General features: G+C 68.5%; 15 protein-coding genes and 1 pseudogene. 4 read left to right on the top strand and 12 right to left on the bottom strand.

All coding sequences use genetic code 11. From position 1 onward, the window contains the following. Positions 1-24 precede the first annotated feature (24 nt). Positions 25-1,440: a M18 family aminopeptidase gene (locus tag ACOGI4_RS05210; protein WP_419842866.1), complete on the top strand. Its 1,416-nt coding sequence runs from the start codon at positions 25-27 to the stop codon at positions 1,438-1,440. Positions 1,441-1,578: 138 nt separating this feature from the next. Here ACOGI4_RS05210 and ACOGI4_RS05205 read toward each other — a convergent pair whose 3' ends face one another. The 10 genes and pseudogenes from ACOGI4_RS05205 to ACOGI4_RS05160 form a co-directional block, all read right to left on the bottom strand. Beyond that, positions 1,579-2,271 carry a histidine phosphatase family protein gene (locus ACOGI4_RS05205; protein ID WP_419842865.1) on the bottom strand — a complete coding sequence of 231 codons (693 nt, stop codon included), beginning with the start codon at positions 2,269-2,271 and terminating at the stop codon, positions 1,579-1,581. 135 nt (positions 2,272-2,406) lie between these two features. Next, the gene (locus ACOGI4_RS05200; RefSeq protein WP_419842864.1) at positions 2,407-3,633 is read right to left on the bottom strand and encodes an ammonium transporter; all 1,227 of its coding nucleotides are present in this window, start codon (positions 3,631-3,633) and stop codon (positions 2,407-2,409) included. A 154-nt stretch (positions 3,634-3,787) separates the two neighbouring features. Next, a complete protein-coding gene (locus tag ACOGI4_RS05195) occupies positions 3,788-5,017 on the bottom strand; it encodes a cystathionine gamma-synthase (RefSeq protein WP_419842863.1) in 1,230 nt (409 codons plus the stop codon). Positions 5,018-5,163: 146 nt separating this feature from the next. Further along, a pseudogene (locus ACOGI4_RS05190) lies at positions 5,164-6,120 on the bottom strand (PLP-dependent cysteine synthase family protein); the annotation flags it as partial. 59 nt (positions 6,121-6,179) lie between these two features. Further along, complete coding sequence (locus tag ACOGI4_RS05185; RefSeq protein ID WP_419842862.1) at positions 6,180-7,109, bottom strand: phenylacetaldoxime dehydratase family protein; 930 nt, start codon at positions 7,107-7,109, stop codon at positions 6,180-6,182. Positions 7,110-7,119: 10 nt separating this feature from the next. Then, positions 7,120-10,644 carry an indolepyruvate ferredoxin oxidoreductase family protein gene (locus ACOGI4_RS05180; RefSeq protein WP_419842861.1) on the bottom strand — a complete coding sequence of 1,175 codons (3,525 nt, stop codon included), beginning with the start codon at positions 10,642-10,644 and terminating at the stop codon, positions 7,120-7,122. A 140-nt stretch (positions 10,645-10,784) separates the two neighbouring features. Then, positions 10,785-12,041 carry an MFS transporter gene (locus tag ACOGI4_RS05175; RefSeq protein ID WP_419842860.1) on the bottom strand — a complete coding sequence of 419 codons (1,257 nt, stop codon included), beginning with the start codon at positions 12,039-12,041 and terminating at the stop codon, positions 10,785-10,787. A gap of 51 nt (positions 12,042-12,092) precedes the next feature. After that, positions 12,093-12,773 (bottom strand): hypothetical protein, encoded by a 681-nt coding sequence (locus ACOGI4_RS05170; RefSeq protein ID WP_419842859.1) that lies wholly within the window; start codon positions 12,771-12,773, stop codon positions 12,093-12,095. A gap of 18 nt (positions 12,774-12,791) precedes the next feature. Further along, on the bottom strand, positions 12,792-13,238 hold the full coding sequence (locus ACOGI4_RS05165) for a hypothetical protein (RefSeq protein ID WP_419842858.1): 447 nt from the start codon (positions 13,236-13,238) through the stop codon (positions 12,792-12,794). A 43-nt stretch (positions 13,239-13,281) separates the two neighbouring features. Beyond that, positions 13,282-16,398 (bottom strand): glycosyltransferase, encoded by a 3,117-nt coding sequence (locus tag ACOGI4_RS05160; protein WP_419842857.1) that lies wholly within the window; start codon positions 16,396-16,398, stop codon positions 13,282-13,284. 89 nt (positions 16,399-16,487) lie between these two features. Here ACOGI4_RS05160 and ACOGI4_RS05155 point away from each other — a divergent pair, with 89 nt between their 5' ends. Both ACOGI4_RS05155 and ACOGI4_RS05150 read left to right on the top strand, forming a co-directional pair. After that, positions 16,488-17,375, top strand: a complete 888-nt coding sequence (locus tag ACOGI4_RS05155; RefSeq protein WP_419842856.1) for an ABC transporter permease — start codon at positions 16,488-16,490, stop codon at positions 17,373-17,375. Beyond that, complete coding sequence (locus ACOGI4_RS05150; protein ID WP_419842855.1) at positions 17,372-18,127, top strand: ABC transporter ATP-binding protein; 756 nt, start codon at positions 17,372-17,374, stop codon at positions 18,125-18,127. The genes ACOGI4_RS05155 and ACOGI4_RS05150 overlap by 4 nt, the downstream gene beginning before the upstream one ends. On the opposite strand, the gene ACOGI4_RS05145 is transcribed toward ACOGI4_RS05150, so the two are convergent. Next, the gene (locus ACOGI4_RS05145) at positions 18,124-19,437 is read right to left on the bottom strand and encodes an MFS transporter (RefSeq protein WP_419842854.1); all 1,314 of its coding nucleotides are present in this window, start codon (positions 19,435-19,437) and stop codon (positions 18,124-18,126) included. The genes ACOGI4_RS05150 and ACOGI4_RS05145 overlap by 4 nt on opposite strands. A gap of 298 nt (positions 19,438-19,735) precedes the next feature. Here ACOGI4_RS05145 and ACOGI4_RS05140 point away from each other — a divergent pair, with 298 nt between their 5' ends. After that, positions 19,736-20,479, top strand: a complete 744-nt coding sequence (locus ACOGI4_RS05140) for an SDR family NAD(P)-dependent oxidoreductase (protein ID WP_419842853.1) — start codon at positions 19,736-19,738, stop codon at positions 20,477-20,479. A gap of 126 nt (positions 20,480-20,605) precedes the next feature. On the opposite strand, the gene ppk2 is transcribed toward ACOGI4_RS05140, so the two are convergent. Beyond that, entirely contained in the window at positions 20,606-21,376 is a 771-nt protein-coding gene (gene ppk2, locus ACOGI4_RS05135) for a polyphosphate kinase 2 (protein ID WP_419843092.1), read from the bottom strand. Positions 21,377-21,411 lie beyond the last annotated feature (35 nt).

The following is a 21,411-nucleotide window of genomic DNA, read 5'->3' as shown; positions in this document are numbered from 1 at the left end:
TGGGTACCTCTGTTTGGAGTAACCGTGCTGGACTCGCTGCTGGCATTCATCGAAGCGTCGCCTTCGCCGTACCACGCTGCTGTCGCCGCGGTGGATCGACTGCGCGCAGCCGGCTTCGCCGAGACCGAGCGCAGCGCTTCGTGGCGCGGGCTCGATGCGGCACGCGGCATCGTCATGCGGGACGGTGGCACGGTGGTTGCCGTGCGAACCGCCCAGCGCGTCGATCCTGATCGACTGCGCTTCGGCGTGATCGGCGCGCACACCGACAGCCCCAACCTGCGGTTGCGCCCGCAGCCCGATGCGATTGCGTACGGCTACCGCCAGCTCCGCGTGGAGGTCTACGGCGGCGCACTGCTCAACTCCTGGCTGGACCGCGACCTCGGCCTGTCCGGGCGCGTCGTGCTGCGCGGCGGCGACGGGGTCGTACCTCGCCACGACAGGCCCGCCAGCGATGTGCGTGCCAGCGAACTGGCTGACCGCGGCTCGACGGCGGTGCTGTGGCGCAGCGACCGTCCGTTGCTGCGCGTGCCGCAGCTCGCGATTCACCTGGACCGAGAGGCGAACGACGGCCTGACGCTGAACCGCCAGCAACACCTGACCCCGGTGTGGGGACTCGACGAACGCAGTGCAAACGAGCCCACGGGCAGCGAAGCCAAGGCCGGCGAACCCGAGGCCAGCGAACCCCGTGCAAGCAGACCCAGTGCAGGCGGCTTCCGGGAGTTTCTGGCCGACGAACTCGATGTCGAACCAGATGCGGTGCTGGCGTGGGACATAATGGCGCACGACCTCGCTGCGCCGACCCGGCTCGGCCGCGACGGCGAGATGTACGCAGCAGGCCGCATCGACAATCTGGCTTCGTGCCATGCGGCAGTGGCGGCACTGTCGGGGCTTGGCTCGCCGCCCGACCACACCGCCGCCGTCGTCGTACTGTTCGACCACGAGGAGATCGGCAGCGATTCGGCCACGGGTGCGGGCAGTCCGATGCTGAGCGATGCCCTCGAGCGCATCGCCGGCTGGCTCGGCGCCGACCGAGAGCAGTACCTGCGGGCGGCGGCTCGCTCGGTGTGCGCATCGGCCGACGGAGCACATGCGGTACACCCGAACTACCCCGAGCGACACGAGCCCGGGCACGTGCCGCTGCTGAACGGCGGCCCGGTCATCAAGTCGAACGCAAACGTGCGCTACGCCACCGACGCTCGCACCGGCGCCCGCTTCATCGCGGCGTGCGAGGCAGCCAGCGTGCCCTACCAGCTCTACTCCCACCGCGGCGACCTGCCGTGCGGCACCACCATCGGGCCGATCACGGCGTCTCGGCTGGGCATGAGCGTGGTGGACGTGGGCTCGCCGCAGCTGTCGATGCACTCGGCCCGCGAACTCGGCGGCAGCGACGACCCTGCCATGCTCACTGCCGCACTGACCGCGTTCCTCGCAGACGCGTGAGACTGAGCCCGCATCCGCTCGGGCACCCGCACGGCTAGCTGTGTCTGCTGCTGCCGCATCGACCACGAGGGCTGAACAAGCTGCAAGGGACAACGGTCTGTTGGCACCGAGACCGACGCCTGGCCGGCGGCGCTGGGTTCAGGCGTGGTGAAGCTGGTTGTCGAGGTGCGAGCAGTCGTTGAATCGGCGCAGCACCCAGTCGCCGTTGCAGCGCACGACCTGGCTGATCGAGCAGTTGTCCGATCCGCCGAAGGAGAACGGTGAGGCACCCACGATGTGCGCCAGCACCGCACCGATCACACCGCCGTGGACGCAGGCGGCCACCAGCTGGTCGGGATGGCGGTCGGCGATGCGCCCCAGCGCACCCATGCAGCGATCCGTGAGCTGCTGGTTGGTCTCTGCTCCAGGGATGACATCCCAGCGTCGTTCGAGGTGCAAGCGCTCGTACAGCGGGTGATTGTCAGCCGCGAACTGGCGGATGCGGCCGCCGTCCCACTCGCCCAGCGCCACCTCGCGCAAGTCCGGCTCGATACCCGGGGTCAAGCCCAGCCGGTCGGCCAGCGGCGCGAAGGTCAGTTGGGTGCGCTGCAGCGACGATACGTACAGCGCAGCGATCGGCTCGTGCGCCAAGCGGTTCGCCACGGCAGCGGCTTGCGCGTGCCCGTTCGGCGCGAGCGCTGGGTCTCCCTGCCCGTCGAGCATCGGAAACGGCTCGCCGGGGACGAAGGCCTGGGAAGCACCGTGGCGCACCAGCAACACCTCGGTTGCGCCCGGCGGCCGCGCCCACCGTTGCTGTTCGAACTGGCGCACCTCGGTATCGGAGGCAGCCAAGTCGTCATCGTCGTGGGTCTCGACTGTGCCAATCTCGTTTGGGCCAATCTCGTTTGGGCCAGTCCCGTTTGGGCCAGTTTCATTTGGACAGGTTGCAGCCTGTGCCGCGGTATCTGATTCGGTCACGGCGGCAAGCTAGTTCAGCTGGTAGGCCGCTTCCCCGTGGTCGCTGACATCGATGCCGGCCATCTCGACCTCCGACGAGACGCGGATGCCCATGGTGGCCTTGATCACCGTGGCGATGATCCACGTGACAGCGAACGAGTATGCCGTGACCACCACGATCGAGAGCACCTGGTTCCACAGCAGCACGCCGCCGCCGAAGAGCACCCCGTCGATGAAGTCGCCGCCGGGGACTGCGGAGGCATCGGCGAAGAACCCCACCAGCACGCCGCCAACCGCACCGCCCACCCAGTGGATGCCGACGACGTCGAGGCTGTCGTCGAAGCCGACCCTGAACTTGGCCTCGATGGCGAAGAAGCAGATCACGCCGGCGATGGCACCGAACGCCAGCGAGTGCATTGACCCGACGAAGCCCGCCGCTGGGGTGATGGCCACCAGTGCGGCAACCACGCCCGAAGCGATGCCGATGGTGGACACACGCTGGTGCCGGGTGTACTCCGCCAGCGCCCAGCCGACCATGCCCGCAGCTGCGGCGATGAACGTGTTGACGAACGCCTGTGCGGCAGCGCCGTCGGCGGCCAGCGCGGAACCGGCGTTGAAGCCGAACCAGCCGAACCACAAGATGCCCGCGCCCAGCATGACGAACGGCACGTTGTGCGGAACCGGTCGGTTGTCGGGCCAACCGGAACGACGGCCGACGACCAAGGCCAGCGCCATGGCCGCAGCGCCGGCGTTGACGTGAATCGCCGTTCCGCCGGCGAAGTCGTGCGCTGGAAGATTGAAGATCCAGCCGTCCGCGCCGTAGACCCAGTAGACGACTGGTGCATACACCAGCAGCGACCACACCGGCACGAAGACCATCCATGCGGAGAACTTCATGCGGTCCGCCACCGCGCCGGAGATGAGCGCAGGGGTGATCGCGGCGAAGGTCATCAAGAACCCGAACGTGGCCAGTTCGCTCGCGTCGTCGATGCCGGCCATGCCCATCAGCGAGAAGTCTCCGATGATCGGCAAACCGCTCTCGCCTGCTGCGAGGCTGTAGCCGACCAGCACCCAGATCACGGGCACGACGCCCAGGCACCACATGTTCATGTTGAGCATGTTCAGCGCGTTCTTGGCACGGACCATGCCGCCGTAGAACAGCGCCAAACCCGGCACCATGAACAGCACCAGCGCCGCAGCGGTCAATATCCACGCGGTGTTGCCTGCGAGTTCGCCTGCGACCATCGTGTCGTCCATCACCATCCTCCTCGTCGCGCCACGACGCGCCATCGGACACCCTGCATCGGGCATCGGGGGCTGATCGGGCTACATCCTTGCACGCCGAGTCCGCTCGCACGTGCATTGCGCGGCGCTGCTGCCGGGGGTCGGCTCAGTGGGATCAGCGCTGGGCTCAGCTCACCGGGTTCAGTTCACTTGGGCTCGCTGGTGCGCACTCGAGGGCGGCGTCCAGCGCAGTGCCGAGGTCGTCCGCCAAGTCCGACGCCGTCTCAAGCCCGACCGACAGCCGTACCAAGTCGTCGGGCACCTCCAAGGCCGAGCCTGCGGCCGAGGCGTGGGTCATCGCACCGGGATGCTCGATCAGCGATTCCACCGCGCCGAGCGACTCGGCAAGCGTGAAGACTCTCGTCGACGAAGCCACGCACTCCGCCGCAGCACGCCCTCCGTAAAGCCGGAAAGACACCATGCCCCCGAAGCCGCTCATCTGACGTCGCGCGATGTCGTGGCCGGGGTGATCGGGACGCCCCGGGTACAGCACGGACCGCACCGCCCGATGAGCGTCGAGCACCTCGACCAGCGCTTGCGCGCTCGCCTCGTGGCGGTCCATGCGCACGCCGAGCGTCTTGACGCCGCGCAGCGTCAGATAGCAGTCGAACGGGCTGGGCACCGCGCCCACGGCATTCTGCGTGAACACCAGATGGTCGGCCAGCCTGTCGTCGTCGGTGGCCACGAAACCGCCGACGACGTCGCTGTGACCGCCGAGGTACTTCGTGGCCGAATGCACGACGGCGTCGGCACCGAGTGCGAGCGGCTGCTGCAGGTACGGCGTTGCGAAGGTGTTGTCCACCACGACGATGCCGCCCAGCTCGTGAGTGACCGCGCAGACGGCTTCGATGTCGACCACGGTGAGCAGCGGGTTCGTGGGCGACTCCAGCCATACCATGCGGGTGCTGGGCGTCCACGCGTCGCGGAGCTTGTCTGGCGCAGTGAGGTCGACCGCTGCGTGCTCCACGCCTGCGTTCCCGAAGACGCTGTCGATCAGCCGGAACGTTCCGCCGTAGGCATCGTCGCCGAGCAGCAGGCAGTCGCCCGGTCGCAAGACCCGCAACAGCGCATCACAGGCAGCCAGCCCGCTCGCGAAGGCGAATCCGTGTCGGGCCCCTTCCAGCGATGCCACGCACACTTGGTAGGCGTGCCGGGTCGGGTTCCCCGTGCGGCCGTACTCGTAGCCATGCCGGGGCCGGCCGACCGCGTCTTGAGCGAAGGTCGTGGCGAGCGAGATCGGCGTGACGACCGCCCCGGTGTAGGGGTCGTGGGGCTGGCCCGCACGGATGGCGCGGGTCTCGAAGCCGAATGCGCCGGGATCCTCGAAGCCGGAGACCTGCGGGTCGCCGCCCAGCATCAGCCGTCACCGCCGACCGTCACGGCAGGAACAGCACGGGCACCGGCATCGTCGGGGCTGACCTGGCGGGAGTCGACTCCAGCACAGACGTCATCGAGACAGACTGCGCCGCAGCAGACGTCACAGACCTCGTGGTCCGGTCGCAGACCGTGGGACTCCAGCCAGTCGTCGTCGAAGACACGGCTCAGGTACAGACGGCCCGAATCCGGAATCAGCGTGACCACCAGCGACTCAGCTGCGCGCCCCGCGGCGTCCAATTCGCCGGCCACTCGCAGCGCGCCGGTCACCGCCGTTCCGCCCGACCCGCCGACCAGCAGACCCTCGGCGGCGGTGACCCGACGTGCCATGGCAAACGAGTCGGCATCGGTGACCGCAACCACTCGATCCACGATCTCCGCGTGGTAGGTCTCGGGCCAGAAGTCCTCACCGATGCCCTCCACGAGATAGGGTCGCCCGTCACCGCCCGCGTACACCGACTCAGGCGGGTCGGCCACCACGATCTGGATTGCCGGGTTCTGCTCCTTCAGGAAGCGCCCGACGCCGCTGACGGTACCGCCGGTGCCCGCGCCGGCCACGAAGTGCGTGACCCGCCCGGCTGTCTGCGCCCAGATCTCCGGCCCTGTCGTGCGATAGTGCGCCAGCGGGTTGTTCTGGTTGGAGTACTGGTCCGGCGAGAAGGCTCGGGGCGTCTCGCTGCGCAGCCGCGCCGCTGTGGAGTAGTAGGAGCGCGGGTCTTGCGGGGCGACCTTGGCCGGGCACACCACCACCTCGGCGCCGTAGGCACGCAGCAGGGCGACTTTCTCCGGCGCGACCTTGTCGGTACACACGAAGATGCAGCGGTAGCCGCGTTGGGCCGCCACCATCGCCAAGCCCACGCCGGTGTTGCCCGACGTGGGCTCCACAATGACGTCGCCAGGCTTCAGGTGCCCAGCGGCCTCGGCAGCATCGATCATGGCGACCGCAGCTCGGTCCTTCACCGAACCGCCGGGGTTGACGGTCTCCAGCTTCGCGACGACCGGGGTGGCGAGGTGCGGTGCGACCCGCCCCAGCCGAACCATCGGCGTGCGGCCCACGAGATCGAGCGCGCAGGACGCCACATCCAAGCCGTCCACCGGATCCGGCACCGGCGCAGTGCCACGCATCGTGTCCCGGGACAGCCGACTCACGTCACCAGCTCAGCCAGCGGCGACAGTGCGGGCTGGTGCAGCTGCACGCCGCCTTCGGGCAGCACCGACACCTCGTGCCACAGGCGCAGCTTGGGCGGGCGTCCGAGCAGCTGAACCGTCGAGAGAAACGTGTGGAAGATGGCCAAATGCGTGGAGTGCGAGCGAGACCACGCCTCCAGCGAGGCCAAGTCCTCGAACCAGCCCACGAAGCTGGTGGACTCCAGGTCGTCCCCGTCGAGGTTCTGCTCCCGCAGGAAGCGGCCGCAGATGCAGCCCGTGTCCCGGTTGCGGGCCAGAAAGTCGATGCCGGCCCGCAGCTTCGGCTCGATGTCGGCGAAGTACCGCTCCCGCTCGTCGGCGAGGCACTCGTCCCATTTCTGACCCGAACGGATCAGACACAGGTTGGCCGGCAGCGGCGAGCCGGGTGTCGCTTCGAAGCGATCATGCTCGCTCGCCGCCATGCGGTCCCGCGCTGCGCCCCAGTAGTCGTGCAGTTCGGTGAACTTCACCGAGGTCAGGTTGCGAACGCCGGGCAGCGGCCGCTTGGTGCCGGCAATGGTCTCCCAGCGCTCGGCGGGAATGAGGGCCGTCTCGCAGTAGACCCCGGCGCGCCTCAATGCGTCGCAGCTGTCGCAGAAGCGCTTCCACACCTGTGGGTTCACCCAGTAGGCCAAGAACACGGTCTCGACTGCGCCCGCAGCCTGCGCCGCATCGTCGCCGTCGTCGGTGAAGTTCACCACCCTCGCTCGTTCGAGGTGGTCAGGTGCGTCCTCGCTGTCGGTCAGCGCGGCCCGCAGCCCCGCCAGCACCTCGGCATTGTCCGGCCCCCGCGAGAAGATCATCGAATACGCGGTGACCTCGGGAAAGTCGACGGCACACCATGCCGGAGCGCTCGGCGTATGCCCTTCGGGCCGATTGGCAGCCACGTGAGGCCGGTCAGGCGCCGAGTTCCGCTGCCCGAGCCCGGAACTGCTCCACGTTGCGCTCCTTGATGTCCTCGTACCCGCGGATCACATCAGGCAGCTCCGCGATCTGCACAGCTCGCTCGTATGCGGCATCATCGCCCGCTGCGAGCGTGTCGAGCGCCCGCTCGACCATGCCACGGTACTCGTCGATCAGCTCCCGTTCCATCCGCCGATGAGCGGTCCTGCCAAAGACGTCCAAGGCACCGCCGCGCAAGCCCTTCATCCGCTCCAGCAGTGCGAAAGCGACATCGCCCGAGCGGCGAAGGCCGATCTTGCGAGACACACCCATGCGCCGCATGAACGGCGGGTGCAGCTTGTAGGTGACCGTTGACTGGTCGCCGAACTGGTTGCGGACTGCGTGCTGGAAGGACTTCGAGCGGTGCAGGCGCGCCACCTCGTACTCGTCCTTGTAGGCCATGAGCTTGTAGAGGTAGCGAGCGACGGCTTCGCCCAACGCTGTCTCGCTGCCCGCCGCAGCCTCCGCCTTGCGCACCTTCGCCACAAACTCGGCGTAGGCCGCCGCATAGGCATGGTTCTGGTAGGCCACCAAGTCCGGGACGCGGATTCGCAACAGCCGAGCAAGCTCCTCGGACTGGTCGGGTACGGCATCCATCAGATGCTGCTCGCGGCGGGACGGACCCTCGGAGCGCTTGGCCCTGCCGGTCCGATCCACCTCCAAGGTCGCGAGGAAGTCCGGGTCGAGCACGATCTTGCGGCCGATACGAAAGGCTTGGGTGTTCATCTCCACTGCCACGCCGTTCAGCTCTATGGCGCGCTCGATCGCGGCTGCGCTGATCGGGATCACCCCGGCTTGGTATGCGGCGCCCACCACCAGCACGTTCGCCGGCATATGCGAGCGGAACAGGCTGTCCGCGAGCGTTCCCGCATCGAAGTACACGTTGCGCTCCGGGCTGGTGGACTCGTCGATGACCCGCTGGAATGCCGTCCACTCGGGAAACTCGGCAGCCGTATCGCGCACCATCGAAGTGGTGGGCACCTTCGAGGACGACACCACGGCCACGGTCTTGCCTGCCTGCGCTTTGTCGAGATTCGCCGGATTGGTACCGGTCAGCAGGTCGAACACGATGTAGGCATCGGCCTCGCCGACGCCGACCTTGTTTGCCTCGCTGTTTGCCTCGCTCGCCTCGTCGCCGGCGGCATCGTCGACTGCCGCGTCGAAGCGTCGAACCTTCAGGTTGGACAGCACCGGTCCGCCCTTTTGGGCCAGCCCGGTCTGATCGAGGCCGTTGGCGACCTTGCCGTCGAGCAGCACGGCTGTCGCGAGCATCTGGTTCACGGTGACGACACCGGTGCCGCCGATGCCCATCATCAAGATGTTGCCTTCGTCGATGCGGTCCGGCTCGGGCAGATCGTCGCCGATGTGAGCGACGGCCACCGTGGCCTTGGTGGCGACCTTCCCGGCAGGGACCACTTCGATGAACGCCGGGCAGTCGCCGTCGAGGCAGGTGAAGTCCTTGTTGCAGGAGGACTGATGAATCTGTGTCTTGCGGCCGAACTCGGTCTCGACCGGCTGCACGCTCAGGCAGCTGGACTTGACGCCGCAGTCGCCGCAGCCCTCGCAGACCGCCTCGTTGATGAACACCCGGATGCTGGGCTCAGCCACCTTGCCCCGCTTGCGGTCGCGCCGCAGCTCAGCAGCGCACGCCTGGTCGTAGATCAGCACGGTGCAGCCTTCGATCTCGCGCAGCAGACGCTGCGCCTCGTCCATGCGGTCGCGGTGCCAGACGTCGGTGTCAGGGGCGAACTGCGCGTCCGCGGGGTACTTGGACGGGTCGTCAGTGACCACCATGACCTTGGCCACGCCTTCGGCGTGCACGGAGCGGGTCAGCTCCGGCACTGCCATGCCGCCGTCCACGTCCTGGCCGCCGGTCATGGCGACCGCGCCGTTGTAGAGGATCTTGAACGTGACGTTGGTGCCGGCGGCCACCGCCTGGCGCAGTGCCAGCGAACCGGAGTGGTGGTACGTGCCGTCGCCGATGTTCTGGAAGCGGTGCTGCATCGTCACGAACGGCGCTGCGCCCACCCACTGGCAGCCCTCGCCGCCCATCTGGGTGGTGCCGCGCACGTTGCGCGTGGGCGTCATGGCCGCCATGCCGTGACAGCCGATGCCGCCGCCTGCTTCGGAGCCTTCCGGCACCCAGGTGGAGCGGTTGTGCGGACAGCCCGAGCAGAAGCCCGGCGTGCGTCCGGCGGCCTTGTCTCCCTTGGAGGTGGTCACGGCGAGCGGGATGGTGATGCGCTCCGGGACGGCCGGCCCGATGCCGTCAGGTCCGAGCCGATCGACGAGGAACGGCCGAATCTTGCGCGCGATGAGATCAGCGTCCATCTCCCCGTGGCCGGGGAACCAGAAGCCGCCGTGCTGGTCACGCTTGCCGAGCACCGCCGGCGCATCTGCGACGCCGTAGAGGCTCTCCTTGATGAGCGTCTCGACGACGGAGCGCTTCTCCTCCACCACGACGACGACGTCGAGTCCGTCAGCGAACTCCCGCAGGCTCGTCGGCTCCAGCGGCCACACCACCGCCGGCTTCCAGATGCGGACCCCGCGACGCTCCAGCTCGAGGTCGTCGAGGCCCATGCGGTCGAGCGCCTCGCGCAGGTCGTAGTAGGTCTTGCCGGCGGCGACCAGACCGATCTTCGCGTCGCGTGTGGGGAGCGTCTGGCGATTGAGCCGATTGGCCTTCACGAACGCGTCCACGGCGACCAAGCGGCCTTCGTGCATCTCCAGCTCCATGCGCACGGCGTTGGGGCCGAACAGGGCATCCTGCTGGGTGTGGGCCCAGGGCTTGCCTTCCCACTGGAACTCGGGCCGCACTGCCGACACCCGGCCGGGTCCGACCTTGGTGGTGGCGTAGCCGTCGGCCACGTTGGTGATGATCTTGAGCGCCGACCACAGGCCGCTGTAACGGGACAGCTCGTAGCCCCAGCGCCCGTAGTCGATGACCTCCTGGACCGAGCCCGGGTACAGGATCGGCGTCTGGAAGTGGATGAGCACCGGCTCGGACTCCGATGCCAGCGTGGAGGATTTCGACGCCGGGTCGTCTCCGGCGACGAGCAGTACGCCGCCCTTGGGGTCCACGCCGCAGACGTTGGCGTGCCTGATGGCGTCGCCCGAGCGGTCTACACCAGGCGCCTTGCCGTACCACATGCCCAGCACGCCGTCGTAGCGGCCCTCGAAGTTGCGGTTCGCCAGCTGGCTGCCCCACACGATGGTAGCGCCAAGGTCCTCGTTGAGGCCGGGCTCGAAGGTGATGTTGTTCGCCTTGAGCTCCTCGGCGTTGGCGGTCATCAGCGTGTCGATGCCGCCGAGCGGCGAGCCGCGGTAGCCCGATACCATCGCCGCGGTGTTCAGACCGTCACGGCGGTCGGCTCGGAGCTGATCGAGCAGCACGCGCAGCAGCGCCTGCACGCCCGACATGGCCACATCGCCCTCGACGCGATCGAAGCGATCCTCGAGCTTGAAGTCCGCGAGTGCCATCGAATCCCCCTCCTGCATCGTGAATGCAGCGTGACCACAGGCGCACTGCTTCACGCGAGCCGGCAACCAGCGAGGCTACCTCGCAGCCCGGAACACTGCCCAAGACGCAGCGTGAACTGCACCGGTGCCGCTTCGGGAGTTCAGCTCCGAGGCAGCAGCGCCGGACGCGGGAGCGTGAACGCCAAGGCGAGCGCGCAGGCATTCGACGCTGCTGCCAAGGAGAACGTCCAGCCGTAGCCACCGGTCGTCCCCAGCAGCAGCTGTGCGACGTAGGGACCCACCGCAGCGCAGGACCCTGCAGTGGCGAAGACGCGGCCCACGATGGCGCCGGCGTGGGCGCGCCCGAAGTAGTCCGCCACCAACGCCGGGAATACCGCCACGCTGCCGCCGTAGGACACGCCGAAAGCAATCGCGGAGACGTAGAGCAGCGCCAGTCCGTCCGCCGCCGCGATGCCCACGAATGACAGCGTCTCTATTGCCAAGGCCAGCATGACGGCGCGGCGACGGTCTATGTGGTCCGACAGGGGGCCGGTCACGATTCGGCCGACGAGTCCGCCGATGCCGATGGAGCTGATGACACCCGCGGACCACAGCGGTGAGAATCCGAGGCTGCGGGCGTACTGCACACCATGCGCGAACGGCACGAACACCACCACGAAGGTCAAGGCGAACATGCCGAAGATGCGCCAGAACACAGTGCTGCGCCACGCCTGAGGCGCCGTCCATGCGACGGCGGGCACGCCCCGGTGTGTGCCGGTGTGCGTGCGAGCGCCGCCTCGGCGCCCGGGCAGGCGCCCGTCGGGTTGCTGGCCGATCGACTCCGGGTCACGCTCGAACACCATGGCCGCAACGGCCATGAGGGCGCTGCCCGCCACCGCCATCACTCCAATCGCCGTGCGCCATCCGAACTGCCCGACGAGCCAGGCAGCGATCGGAGGCGCCACGATGCCGCCGGCGCTGCCGCCCGATCCGACGATGCCGGTTGCCAGACCTCGCCGCTCGACGAACCAGCGCACCACCGTGGCATTCGCCGGAACCCACGACGACGACATCCCCAACGGCGCGATCACCGCGAGGCCGACGAACACCATCGCCAAGCTGCCGGCAGCCGACAGCACCAAGTAGCCCGTCGCAAGCAGCACGGCGCCGACGGCGATGACCCTGCGGGGGCCGAAGCGATCTGTGAGCAGTCCAGCCCACGCGCTCGCTGCGCTGTATGCGCCGATGTAGAGGGCGTAGGCCAGCTGCAGCCATGTCGCCGACCAGCCTTCCTCGGCGCTGATGGCCCCCTCGAAGGTGCCGTAGCTGAACTGGATGCCGTACACGATGAACAGCACCCAGAATCCGGCCCATGCCACGCGCCAGCCGTGGAACGGCCGGCCGATCAGGCGACCCATGTCAGCAGGCTGCTGCTTCGCGTGTCTGCTTGGACAGCTGCAGCGCCGTCGCTACATGTCGCCGGGCGCGAGATAGAACCAGATGGGATGCGCCTCGCCTGCATCGGCCATGGCCTGGCGGGCCTCCATCACGGCGCGGCCGGCTTCGGTCGAAGCAAAGAACCAGCGTGCGCCGGCCCACGCCGGCGGTGCGTGCTCGGCCAGCGCCAACGCGGCGGTCTCGTAGTAGCCGCGAATGTCCTGGGCCACACGAGCAGGGATGCCCGGAATGCCTGCCTGCTTCCACGGCGTGCCCTCCGCGACCGCGACGAACGACTGCACCGCCGCTGGAATGTCCTCGGCCGTCACGACGCGACCGGCGCCTGACCGGTTGCCCAGCTTGGCCACGGCGCGCTCATAGGCGGGCAGCAGACCTCGGGCCTCGTCCACGGCGGGATGCAGGCCGGGGTCGTGGCGAGGCGGCAGCTCGCACGACATCACCGCAGTGCCGTCGTCGTGGATCGACTCGGCGAACGTCTCCACGACCGGCTCGGGCGCCCTCAGCAGACCGAAGGCATGCGCCAGCACCCGGTGCTGGAAGTCGGCGTCGTTGGGCTTGCCGAGCGGGCGTCCGAGCGGGAAGTCGCACCACAGCCCGCGCGGCGGCGCAGTGTCCTGAATGTGGTTGCCGATGGAACCCAGCGCCACGGTGGCGAGACCGGCTGCTTCGAAGACATGAGCGAGCGTACTCACGGTACGCGTGCACAGCGGTCAGACGGGCGTGAACAGCGCAATGTCCACCTCGCGGTCGCGCAGGTACCTGGCCCCCGCTGGGCCGGAGTCCATGCGCACTGCCGACAGGTCGAACTGGTTGCCCGCGTAGGAGAGGTGGACATCGGAAACTCGGCCGACGGTGCCGTCTGCGGCCAGCTCGTCGAGCCGGTCGATGGGGAACACGGTGTTGAGATCCAGCGCGATCCCGGTGGCGTCGAAGTTCGGGCTCCAGTGGCCGCACACGTAGTCTCGACGGCTGCCGTCGAGCACTCGATAGCCGGTGTCGGTCGGCGCGAAGTCGTCCTGGTCGGGATGGTGCAACGACGCCGACGTCACGATCGCCACCGTGGCCTCGGCCAACGGCGGCGCCGTCGTGAACGCCGTCGTGGAGAACTCGGGCACGTCGAGCCCGCCCGTGAGCGCCTTGATGTCAGAGTCAGCCATACCTCGAAAGATAGAAGCTGCGCAGACGGCTCGCTCGGCTGCTTCAGGCCGCTGCGACGCCTGCGAAGGCGAGGTCGCAGCCGTTGCGCACCTCGCTGGCGCGGCCGAGGAAATGGCTGTCGTCGACCTGCCAGGTGTGCTCGTCGCCGTGACGCACCCGCAGGTAGCCGGCACCGTGGGTCCAGTAGATGGAACCGCCTGCGAGCGTCACGTCGTGCGCCAAGGCGATGTCCACCCGGCGCGGTACCAGCCGCCAGCCGCCTGCGGCCTCGAGATCGTGGCGCGAGATCATGAGCACACCGCCCGACACGCCCACGAACGGGACGTAGCGCTCAGAGAACTTCTGGCGGTTCTGGTCTCGCACCGTCGTGTCGAGCCGTTCCAGGTAGACGTACTCGGCCGATTTGCCGACGAGCTCTGCCTGTGAGTACTCGTGGGCGAGCACGAGGTCCCAGATGTGCTCCGCGCCGTAGTAGTCGTCGTCGTCCATCTTGGTGAGCAGCGATCCACCGGCTGCTGCCGCCGTGGCCCGCAGGACGGCGCCCAGCGGCTCGGCACCGTCGACCCGGACGATGCGCAGCCCATGACCGAGGTCGTCGGCCAGCGCTTCGATCTCCGCGTCGGCATCGAATCCGTCGCCGTGCAGCCCCAGCACCAGTTCGAGGCGCGGGTAGGACTGGCCGGCGGCGGTCCGCACCACGTCGAGGACGCGGTCCGGTCGGCGTGTCGGCGCCAGGATCGACACTTCGGGTGGCGCCGCGCCGATACCGGTTGCCGAGAGGATCTGTCGCGCCCGGCTGCGCAGCGAGTGGTCGCGCAGGGCGCATCGGCGCATTTCGATGCTGAGCTGCTCCCGCCGGTGGGCGTCGGCCTGGGCTACGTCGTGCGATGCCATCAGGCCATGCAACTCGGGGCCGAGCGCCGCGGCGAGCTGCAGATCGGCGGCGTCGATGCGCACGACGACCCCTGCGCCGGCCAGCGCGGCCAGCGCGCCTGCGCGTTGCACGGCGTCACGGTGTTCGCCGGCGCTGTCGGTGAGATGGTGGCGGGAACGCAGTTCGGCGAGCAGTTCGCCGCCGAGGTGCAAGCTGTAGACCGAGCTGGTCGCGGGCGACAGCAGTGACTGCAGCGGTGCGGGGTCGACCACGCCATCAGCCGACCAGCCGATGGGGTTCACCGCCTCAGGATTGAACGCCTGCACTCGTGCCATCGGCGACAGATCGCACAGCGCGGCAACCACCGGCCGCCGTTCGCTCGCCACGTCCCGAAGCGCCGCTCGACCGACCGCAGCGGTGTCGGCGACGACGATGTCGACGTGATGGTCGCCGTCGTCGCCGACGTGATAAGCCACTCTCGTGGAGGCTGCGAAGACCGATGCGGCCCGGCGACCCGCGACGACGATCTCGGCGCCGAGCGGATAGCGGGCCAACCGCTGCACGTAGCGCCGGCTGCGAGACTGCAGGCCCAGCCAGATGCGCAGGCGCTTGTTGACGCGACGCGGCAGCCGCTTGCGCGTCCGTCGCAGCGCCCAACCTGCGCTGCGAGCCCCCCAGCCAGCGCGACGCACCAGCCAGCCAGCGCGTCGGACCAGCCAGCGAACGTTCTTGAGCCGCCACGCCATGGCTCGAGCAACGGTGTCCAGAAAACCGGCGACATCTGCGGGCCGGCGAATGCGGCGCGCTGCCTGGTGCAGCGTTGCGGCATGCCGGCGCGTTCTGGCCCGAAGCTGCAGGTAACGCAGCGCCGGGCCGTGCAGCATCGCGGCGAGACGGCCCTGGGGCTTCGCCTCCTGCGTGACCTGCAGGCTGTCCACGTCCAGCTCGACGACGCTGCCGAACTCAGCCACCGCGCGGCCCGTGCGACGCGCGCGTTGCACGGCCCAACTGCGGGTGATGCTCACCCTGTGGCCCGACGCCAAGTCCGAGCTGCCCGCAGCTGCAGTGCCGAGCTGGTTCTGCAGGCGCTCCACCATGCGGGGACGGACAACCGCGCCGGCTGGAACTCGCACGTGGAACGCCGCTGCCCGATGCGCAAGCACTGCGCCCCCCGCCGCGCCGACGCTGACACGGGGATCGGCACCCAGCAGGCTGTGCAGACGAGCGAAGGTCTCGCCGGGCCGTTCATCGACCCACACGACCAAGTCGTGGAGGCTGCCGGCGAGCACTTGCTCGGCGGTGCTGAGCACCTCGGACTCCTCTGAGTGTCCTGGCGCCACGGTTACCACGAACTGCGGCACCGCATAGGAGCGGCCGGGCGGCGAGTCGCGTAGCCGGCGGTCGGGAATGAGGTGGGACAGCTTGTCGCGCTGCTGAGCGAGGCTGATCGTCTCGTCTTCGCTGAGCACCGCCCCCTCGCCTTGGTGCCAGCACAGCGCCGAACGCTCGGGCACCAGCACCGCGCCGAGGGCGTAGGCACGCCAGCCGAATTCAATGTCCTCTGCACCCCATTGGGTGAAGGTCTCATCGAAGCCGCCGACCGTCCCGAAGAAGGCTCTCGACAGGGCGAAGTTGCCGCCGGTCACCACGCGGAACACGTCGTCGGCGTCCGAGGCGAGGTCGTCGGTCTGCTCCATCCGACGCTCGATCCACTCCGGTCGCTGCACCGGCCGCCCGGAGAACAGCTCTGCGAGCGTGCCGGGCCGCTCGAACACGTCGGCGGCTTCGACGCCGTCCACCTCGACGTGACAGCGGAATCCGAGCGTGAGCACGTCACTCGCGGCGTGGTGCCAGCGCGCGTGGGAGGCCAGCCAGTCAGCTTCGGGAACCATGTCGCAGTCCAAGAACACCAGCACGTCGCCCTGCGCGGCACGAGCGCCGTTGTTGCGCGCACGCGCCAGACCGAACCCGCGGTCGGGCTGGCGGATCACGCGCAGGTTCATGGCGGTGGGCGCCGCGAGCTCGAGGTCTGCCACATCGAGCGGCGGATCCGAGCCGTCGTCCACGACGACGACTTCGAACAGGTCCTTGGGGTAGGTCTGACGTTCCAGACCGGCGAGCGTCAGCGCCAGCGCACGGGGCGCCTCGTAGTAGGGAACGACCACGGTCGCTGCGAGCCGCGGCTCGAACATCTCCGGCGGGGCAACGCCCAGCGAACGCCAGTCGTTGCCCCGCACGTCAGCCGGCGGCGGCGTGGGTCGCGTCTGGTTTGGCTTGGGTCGCACCGAGGCCGGAGTATGCCCCGGCTGACGGTGCCGACCCCGCTTCGGGTGCCAACGGCACCGCCGCGAGGCGCCTTCGTAGGATGGCCGCCATGGACGCCGAAGGCGGCACGGCCAGCACCGACGCCGAAGGCGGCACGGCCGGCGAAGCGGGCGTCACGGCGCATCGACAGCTCATCGACTTGACGTCGCGGCCGTCAACGCTCGCCTACCTGCGCGAAGCGTGGCGCCGCAGAGAATTCGCCATCGTGGTACCCGCGCAGGACCTCCGAGCACAGAACATGGACACCACGCTGGGCCAGCTCTGGCACCTCGTGAATCCGGCACTGCTGGTCGGCGTGTACTTCTTGATCTTCGGCGTGATCATCGACACCCGCCGCGGCGTCGACAACTTCCTGGGCTTCCTCATCATCGGCGTCGTGCTGTTCCATCTCACCCAGCGCGTGACGCTGGAGGCAGCAGGCGCTATCTCGCAGAACCTCGGGCTGATCCGATCCATCCAGTTTCCTCGCATCCTGCTGCCCGCCGCGTCGGTCAACGGGCAGACGGCTGCGTTCGTTCCGGCACTGGCGCTGGCGCTGCTGGCGATGCTGGCCACCGGCGAGCTGCCGACGCTGCGCTGGCTCGTGCTGCCGGCGGTGCTAGTGGCCCAGTTCGCCTTCAATTTCGGAACAGCGCTGCTGGTGGCCCGCGTCGGCACCACGATGCCCGATCTGCGCCAGATCCTGCCGCACTTGTTCCGGTTGCTGTTCTACGGCTCGGGAGTGATCTTCAGCGTCGATGCGTTCGTGCAGCACGCGGCGTGGCGACGCGCCTTCGCGCTCAATCCGATCTATGACGTGATCACTTGCGCTCGTTGGTGCCTGCTGGGCGAGCCGGCTGATGTCTGGGCGGTAGCGGGTTTGGTGCTGTGGTGCCTGGTGATGCCGACGGTGGGGTTCGTGGTGTTCCACCGATCCGAACAACGGCTCGGCGCGTGAGCGATCCCGCCGTGACGGTCGAGGTGCGCGACGTACATGTGAGCTACCGGGTGTTCGAGGAGCCGGCCTTGGGCCTCAAGCAGGGCTTCGCTCGTGGCCGGATGCGTCGACGCTCCCGCAGGATCCACGCAGTCCAGGGTGCGACGCTGGATCTCTTCGAAGGCGAGACGCTTGGGCTGATCGGGCCGAACGGCGCCGGCAAGTCGACGCTGCTCGCGGCGATGACCGGGCTGTTGCCGCTGCGCTCGGGCAGCATCCGAGGACGTTCGCGGCCGTCGCTGCTCGGGGTCTCGTCGGTGCTGCGACCGGAGTTGTCGGGCAGGCGCAACATTCTCATCGGCGGGCTGGCGCTGGGCTTCACCCGCGCCGAGGTCGAGCACCGGATGGATGAGATCATCGACTTCGCCGGGCTGCGAGCCGATATCGACCGGCCGATGCGCACCTACTCCTCGGGAATGCACGCCAGGCTGCGCTTTGCCATTGCCACCGCTCGCATACCCGAGATCCTGCTGATCGACGAAGCGCTGACGGTTGGCGACGAGGAGTTCCGGCGGCTCGCGGCGCGGCGGATCGACCAGGTGCGCGCCGGCCGCGGCTCCGTCGTGCTGGTCACGCACAACATGAACGAGATCCGGCGCTTCTGCGACCGTGTGATCTGGCTGGACGGGGGCAGCATTCGCGCCGTCGGCGAACCTGACGACATCGTCGAGGCATACCTGGCTGCCCTGGCTGACCCGAAGCCGAGCCGTTAGCGCTGGCGCCGCATGGTCGTCGCAAGCGCGCACGCGCCGGCGGCGCAGACGACGAACGCCATCCAGACGGCGTCGTAGCTGCCAGTCCACTCGATGACGTAGCCCGCGGCGAGGCCGCCGATGCTGAGCCCGGACATGAAGCCGAGCATCACGATGCCCGACGCCCGCCCGGCCACGGCGACCGGCACTCCGGTGATGACGGCCAGCATCACCACGGCATTCCACGACATCATGGTGAAGCCGGCCAGCAGCGACATGGCCCAGATCAGGCCGCTGTGAATCGGCGCCGCGGCCAGCAGCAGCGCCATGGCCACGACCGTGAACGCGGACTGAACGACGAGCGCGCTCGCCGGAGGCACCCGAGCTTCGGTGAGGCGAGCCCACCAGACGCGCGAAACCGCCGCCGTGATGCCGGCCAGGGCGCTGGCCATGCCGGCCCAGAAGTTGGTCCAGCCCAGCACTTCCTCGGTGAACAGCACCTGAAACCGTCCGACGCCGCCCACCACGCTGCCCATCAGCAACGAGAACCATGCGATCTTGATGATGAACAGTCGTTCTGCATTGCTCATCTGCACGGGCTCGGGATGGACGCGCTTCGGGCTCACGGCGAAGACTGCACCCGCTGGCGCCTCGTAGCCGGCCTCGCTGTCGTCGGCCTTGCCATCGGCGGGGGCCGGATGGTCGGGACGCATCAGCCAACTGGTCCCCAGCGCGAACGCCAGCGCTGCAGCCCCGTAGATGCCGATGGCCGTGCGCCAGCCGAACCAAACGGCGAGGGTCGGCAGCGTCGCGCCCGACAGGAAGATGCCGAGCATCACGCCCGACTGCTTGAGCCCGGTGATGGTGCCGCGTCGCCCCGCCGGGACGCGTACTGCGATGAGCTTGTTGGTGGCCGGGTTGCACCAGCCTTGCCCGAGGCCGGCGAATGCCGCCGACGCCATGAGCACCCACAGGTTCGTGGCGAACGCCATGCCCAGCATGCCCACGCCGGCGGTGCCGACTGTAGCCACGGTGGAGAGCTTGGGACCGATCCGATCGGTCAGCCTGCCCGACAGCGGAGCGAACAACGCTGCCACGATCGTGTTGGCGGTCAGCGCCACGCTGAAGGCGCCGGTGGTGATGCCCAGCTCAGCGATCAGCTCCACCGCCAGCACGGCCGGCAGCATCATCGGGATCGGGCCGAGCACCATCGTGGCCACCAGCACGAAGTTCAGGCCGTGGCGTTGCAGCGGGCCGGCGGTGCGGTCCACGCGCATTTCCGCCGGTCTGCCGTCGCCCGCCGCTGCGCCAAGCTCTGCGGTTCTGCGCATCGCTGCGCACGCTATGGCTGCCGCTAGTCAGCCGTGCGACCGGAGCGATCCGACGACGACCCTGAGACGACTCCGCGACGGTCCGACGACCGTGGGCGCGGGCGAAGCCCCGGCGGACGCCATCACCGAATTCTCGTGTCGCCGCGATCTCGTATCGCGGTGGTCCAATGTCGCCGGGGCCTAGGGTCGCATTGGCCGTCGGCGCGAACCGCTGTGCGGGCCACGGCTGAGTTCGCTCAGCGAACGGCAGCGGCGAGGCTGCAGACGACGGCAGGCAGCCGCAGAGAGGAGACAGCAGATGGGCGTACTGGACGGACGGGTTGCCGTCATCACCGGCGGCGCACGAGGGCAAGGTGCCGTCGAGGGCCGGCTCTTTGCCGATGAGGGCGCGACCGTGGTGCTCACCGATGTGCTCGACGACGAGGGCGGGCAGACCGCAGCCGAAGTGGGCTGCGAGTACTTGCACCACGACGTCGCCGCCGAGGCCGACTGGGATGCGGTTGTCGCCGACGTCATGAATCGCCACGGCCGCATCGACGTCCTGGTGAACAACGCAGGCATCTTCCAGGGTGCTGGCCTGCTCGGCACGACGGTCGCTGACTATGACCGAATGCTGGCCGTCAATGCCCGTGGCGTCTTCTTGGGAATGCAGAAGGCGGGCGCCGCCATGGCAGAGGCCGCGTCGGGCTCGATCATCAACATCAGCTCGGTGGCGGGACTCATGGGCACCATGGGCTCGTTCGCCTACAGCGCCAGCAAGTGGGCGGTTCGCGGCATGACCAAGTCGGCGGCCAAGGAACTCGGCCGGCGCAATGTGCGCGTCAACTCCGTGCATCCCGGCTACATCGACACCGAGATGCTGGCCGAGACCAGCGTCTTCGACGAGGACGACGACCGCACGCGTCGGCGCTTGCGTCACGTCCCGCTGCGCCGCATCGGCGAACCGGGCGAAGTCGGCCGCGTGGTCCTGTTCCTGGCCTCGGACGCCAGCAGCTATTGCACCGGCCAAGAGTTCACGGTGGACGGGGGCATGTTCGGCTGAGCTTGCTCAGACGAACCGACCAGCACCGCGGCTGAGCTTGCTCAGACGAACCGACCAGCACCGCGGCTGAGCTTGCGCTGTGCAGCAAGTCTGCTCCGCACAGCCTCTGCTCCGCACAGCCTCTGCTCAGTACAGCCTGGGAACGAAGGTCTGATCAGACAACGGCGGACGCACGTAGCCGCCGGATGCACGCCGTTCGGGCAGTTCGACATGTTCCCACGGCACCGCTTCGTAGGGAATCTGCGACAGCAGGTGAGCGATGCAGTTGAGGCGTGCGGCGCGCTTGTCGTCCGCCTCGACCACCCACCACGGCGCCTGTTTGACATCAGTGTGAGCGAACAGCGTGTCCTTGGCCCGTGAGAACTCCACCCAGCGCGCACGTGCCTCGAGGTCCATCGGCGAGAGCTTCCAGCGGCGCGCCGGATCGGCGATGCGAGCCTGGAATCGGCGCTCCTGCTCCTCGTCGCTGACGGAAAACCAGTACTTGATGAGCAAGATGCCCGAGCGCACCAGCATCCGCTCGAACTCCGGACACGACCGCAGGAACTCCTCGTACTCGTCTTCGGTGCAAAAGCCCATCACCGGCTCAACCAGGCCGCGGTTGTACCAGCTGCGATCGAAGAGCACCATCTCGCCCGCCGCGGGCAGCTCTTCGACGTAGCGCTGAAACCACCACTGCGTCTTCTCCCGGTCGCTCGGCTTGTTCAGAGCCACGACGCGCACGACGCGCGGGTTCAGACGTTCGGTGATGCGCTTGATCGTGCTGCCTTTGCCGGCCGCATCTCGCCCCTCGAAGATGACGACGACTTTGAGGCCCTTGTGCCGAATCCAGCGCTGGAGGCGAGCCAGTTCTTGCTGCAAGAGCTTGAGCTCTCGCTCATACTCGCTGCGTTTGATGCGGCTGTGACGCTTGAGGCCGAGTTTCGGCGCTT

The sequence above is a fragment of the Candidatus Poriferisodalis sp. genome (assembly GCF_965205175.1).
In the GTDB taxonomy this organism is placed as follows: domain Bacteria; phylum Actinomycetota; class Acidimicrobiia; order Acidimicrobiales; family Poriferisodalaceae; genus Poriferisodalis.
The sequence above is the reverse complement of the archived record's forward strand: the minus strand, read 5'-3'. Positions and strand labels throughout refer to the sequence as shown.

Excerpts from the sequence above, each read along its gene's own strand:
- ACOGI4_RS05200 (WP_419842864.1), bottom strand. The coding sequence starts at position 3,633 with ATGGACGACACGATGGTCGCAGGCGAACTCGCAGGCAACACCGCGTGG.
- ACOGI4_RS05195 (WP_419842863.1), bottom strand. The coding sequence starts at position 5,017 with ATGCTGGGCGGCGACCCGCAGGTCTCCGGCTTCGAGGATCCCGGCGCA.
- ACOGI4_RS05180 (WP_419842861.1), bottom strand. The coding sequence starts at position 10,644 with ATGGCACTCGCGGACTTCAAGCTCGAGGATCGCTTCGATCGCGTCGAG.
- ACOGI4_RS05175 (WP_419842860.1), bottom strand. The coding sequence starts at position 12,041 with ATGGGTCGCCTGATCGGCCGGCCGTTCCACGGCTGGCGCGTGGCATGG.
- ACOGI4_RS05165 (WP_419842858.1), bottom strand. The coding sequence starts at position 13,238 with ATGGCTGACTCTGACATCAAGGCGCTCACGGGCGGGCTCGACGTGCCC.
- ACOGI4_RS05155 (WP_419842856.1), top strand. The coding sequence starts at position 16,488 with ATGGACGCCGAAGGCGGCACGGCCAGCACCGACGCCGAAGGCGGCACG.
- ACOGI4_RS05145 (WP_419842854.1), bottom strand. The coding sequence starts at position 19,437 with ATGCGCAGAACCGCAGAGCTTGGCGCAGCGGCGGGCGACGGCAGACCG.
- ACOGI4_RS05140 (WP_419842853.1), top strand. The coding sequence starts at position 19,736 with ATGGGCGTACTGGACGGACGGGTTGCCGTCATCACCGGCGGCGCACGA.